The 3906-nt window shown below is 78.7% G+C and carries 1 protein-coding gene; it reads left to right on the plus strand.

Annotation, left to right across the window (positions count from 1 at the left end):
• Positions 1-3906, plus strand: a 3906-nt coding sequence (locus GCL84_RS06320) for a type I polyketide synthase (RefSeq protein ID WP_156754416.1), incomplete at both ends; no start/stop codon positions are given.

A 3906-nucleotide genomic window follows, 5' to 3' on the forward strand; every position in this document is an offset into this window, starting at 1 on the left:
CGATGTGGACGCTGTCGAGGCGCACGGCACCGGGACCACGCTGGGCGACCCGATCGAGGCCGAAGCGCTGCTGGCCACCTACGGCGCCGAACGCGCCGACGACGCCGAGCCGCTGTGGCTGGGCTCGCTCAAGTCCAACATCGGGCACTCGCAGGCCGCGGCCGGGGTCGGCGGCGTGATCAAGATGATCATGTCGATGCGGGCCGGGGTCCTGCCCAGGACCCTGCACGTCGACGAGCCCAGCCCGCACGTCGACTGGGCCCGCGGCGGGGTGGAGCTGCTGACCCGGGCCCGCCCGTGGCCCGAGGCCGACCGCCCCCGCCGGGCCGGGGTGTCCTCCTTCGGCATCAGCGGCACCAACGCCCACGTCATCATCGAGGCCGCCGAGCCCGCCCCGGCCGCCCCCGCGCCCGCCGCCGAGCGGCCCGCGCTGCTGCCGTGGGTGCTGTCGGCTCGCGACGAGACCGCGCTGCGCGAGCTCGCCCGGCTGCTGCGCGAGCAGGTGGCCGCCGACCCCGGCGCCGACCTGGTCGACATCGGCCACTCGCTGGTCGCCACGCGCGGCGTGCTCGACGACCGCGCCGTCGTCCTCGGCGCCGACCGCGAGGAGCTGCTGCGCGGCCTGGGCGCGCTGGCCGCCGGGAAGCCCGACCCCGCGGTGGTCACCGGGTCCGGCGCGGGCCGCGGCAAGACCGCGTTCCTGTTCACCGGGCAGGGCAGCCAGCGCGTGGGCATGGCCTCCGGGCTGCACGCGTCCGCACCGGTCTTCGCCGCCGCCCTCGACGCGGTGTGCGAGCACCTGGACCGGTCCCTGCAACGCCCGCTGCGCACGGTGCTGTTCGCCCCCGAGGGCAGCGCCGACTCGGCCATGCTCGGCGAGACGGTCTACACCCAGGCCGCGCTGTTCGCCGTCGAGGTCGCCGTGTTCCGGTTCCTGGAGCACCACGGCGTCCGCCCGGACGTGCTGCTCGGCCACTCGGTCGGCGAGGTCGCCGCCGCGCACGTCGCCGGGGTGCTCGACCTGCCCGACGCCTGCGCGCTGGTCGCCGCGCGCGGCCGGGCCATGCAGGCCGCCCGCCGCGGCGGGGCCATGGCCGCGGTCGAGGCCACCGAGGACGAGGTGCGCGCCGAGCTCGCCGACCGCGGCGGCGCCGAGGTCGCCGCGGTCAACGGGCCGCGCTCGATCGTGGTGTCCGGCGACGAGACCGCCGTGGACGCGGTCGCCCAGCGGTTCGCCGCCCAGGGCCGCCGCACCACCCGGCTGCCGGTCAGCCACGCCTTCCACTCCCACCACATGGACGACGCGCTGCCCAGCTTCCGGGCCGCCCTCGAGGCGATCACCTTCCACGCCCCGACGATCCCCGTCCTGTCCAACCTCGACGGTGAGCCCGCCGGGGAGCGGCTGACCTCGCCGGAGTACTGGGTCGAGCACGTGCGCCGACCCGTGCGCTTCCTCGACGGCGTGCTCACCGCGCACCGCTCCGGCGTGACCGAGTGGGTCGAGCTGGGCCCCGGCGCGACGCTGACCGCCCTGGTCCGCCAGGGCCTGCCGACCGACCCCGGCTCGGCGACCCCGGTGCTGGGCAAGGGCAAGCCGGAGGCGCTGAGCGCCGCCGCCGCGCTGGCCACCCGGCACGTGCGGGGCGCGAGCCTGGACCTGTCGACCCTGGTGCCCGGCGGCACCGTCGTCGCGCTGCCGTCCTACCCGTTCCAGCGCGACCGCTACTGGCTCGCCGCGGGCGCCGGGCACCCGCTGCTCACCGCGGCGGTGTCGGTCGCGACCTCGGGCACGACCGTGCTCAGCGGCAGGCTGTCCGCCTCCCGCGACCGCTGGCTGGGCGAGCACGTCGTCGGCGGGACCGCGCTGCTGCCCGGCGCCGCGCTGGTGGAGCTGGCGCTGCGGGCGGGCGCCGAGACCGGCGCGGCCGGGCTGGCCGAGTTGACCATCACCGCGCCGCTCGTGCTGCCCCCGCGGACCCCGGTCGAGGTGCAGGTGGCCGTCGAGGCGGCGGAGGCGTCCGGCGCCCGGCCGGTGCGCGTGCACTCCCGCCCCGCCGACGCGGGCGACGAGCCCTGGACCGAGCACGCCACCGGCTTGCTCACCCCGACCGCCGCCGCGCCGCCCGCCGCCGCCCACGCGCTGGGCGCCGACGCCGTCGAGGTCGACCTGGCCGGGGTGTACGAGCGGCTGGCGGACCTGGGCTACGGCTACGGCCCGGCGTTCCAGGGCCTGCGCGCGCTCTGGCGCGACGGCGGCGACCTGGTCGCCGAGGTCGCCCTGCCCGACGCGCAGCGCCCGGCCGCCGGCGCGTTCGGCCTGCACCCGGCCCTGCTCGACGCGAGCCTGCACGCCCTGCTGCCCGGGGTCGGCGACGCCGTCGCCGAGGCGGTCCTGCCGTTCTCCTGGACCGGGGTGGCCGTGCACCGGACCGGGGCCGCCGCCGCGCGGGTCCGGCTCACCGTGACCGGCGCCGACACCGGCGCCCCGGAGGCCGCGGTGACCCTGCTCGACACCGACGGGCAGGTCATCGCCTCGGTGGACTCGTTGCTGCTGCGCCCGTTCACCGCCACCGCGCCGGAGTACCCCGTCGACGGCCTGCACCGGGTCCTGTGGCGGCCGGTCGGGCTGCCCGCCCCGGCGCTGGCGCCGCCCGCCGACGCGATCGCCGTGCTGCGCGGCGACCTGCCCGGCCTGACCGCCCACGCCGACCTCGACGGGGTGGCCGCCGCCGCACCCGCCCTGGTGGTCCTGCCGGTGCGCGCCGCGACCGGGGACGACCTCGCCGCGGCCGCCCGCACCACCGTCCGCACCGTGCTCGCCGACCTGCGGGAGGTCCTCGCCGACGACCGGCTCGCCGAAGCCGGGATCGTGGTGCTCACCCGGGACGCGGTGGGCGCGGACGGTCCGCCGGACCTGGCCTCCGCCGGGGTCTGGGGCCTGCTGCGCACGGCGGCCACCGAGCACCCCGGCCGGATCAGGGTGGTCGACACCTCCGGCGAGGTGTCCGAAGAGGACCTGCTGCGCGCCCTCGCCGCCGAGGAGCCGGAACTGGCCTTGCGGGAGGGCGGGGCGCTCGCCCCGCGCCTGGCCCGCCCGGACGGCCTCGCCGACGACGCCCCGGACTGGGGCCGGGGCACGGTCCTCGTCACCGGGGCCACCGGCACCCTCGGCCGGGTGCTGGCCCGCCACCTGGTGACCGCGCACGGCGTCGGCCACCTGCTGCTCACCAGCAGGCGCGGCGCCGCCGCCCCCGGGGCCGCCGAGCTGGTGGCCGAGCTGACCGGGCTCGGCGCCGAGGTCAGCCTCGTCGCCTGCGACACCACCGACCGGGCGGCGCTGGCCGCCACCCTGGCCGCGCACACCGGTCCCGCGCTCTCCGGCGTCGTGCACACCGCGGGCGTCCTCGCCGACGGGGTGCTCGCCACCCTCGACGCCGAGCGGCTCGACACCGTGCTGGCGCCCAAGGTCGACGGGGCGTGGAACCTGCACGAGCTGACCGCGGGCATGGACCTGGCCGGGTTCGTCCTCTACTCCTCGATCGCCGGGCAGCTCGGGACCGCCGGGCAGGCCAACTACGCCGCCGCCAACACCTGGCTGGACGCCTTGGCCGAGCACCGCCGCGGCCTCGGCCTGCCGGGCACCTCGCTGGCCTGGGGCCTGTGGTCCGACGACGCGGGCATGGCGGGCGAGCTGTCCTCGGTGGACCTGCGGCGGATCGCCAAGGCCGGGCTGCGCCCGCTGGGCACCGCCGAGGCACTGGCGCTGTTCGACGCCGGGGTCCGCGCCGACGCCGCGGTGCTGGCCGCCACCCGGTTCGACACCGCCGCGCTGCGCGACCAGGACACCCCGGTCCCGGCCGTGCTGCGCGACCTGGCCGCCCCGCGCCGGAGCGCGCCCCGGCCCGC

The sequence above is a fragment of the Actinokineospora pegani genome (assembly GCF_009745975.1).
GTDB classification, from domain to species: Bacteria; Actinomycetota; Actinomycetes; order Mycobacteriales; family Pseudonocardiaceae; genus Actinokineospora; species Actinokineospora pegani.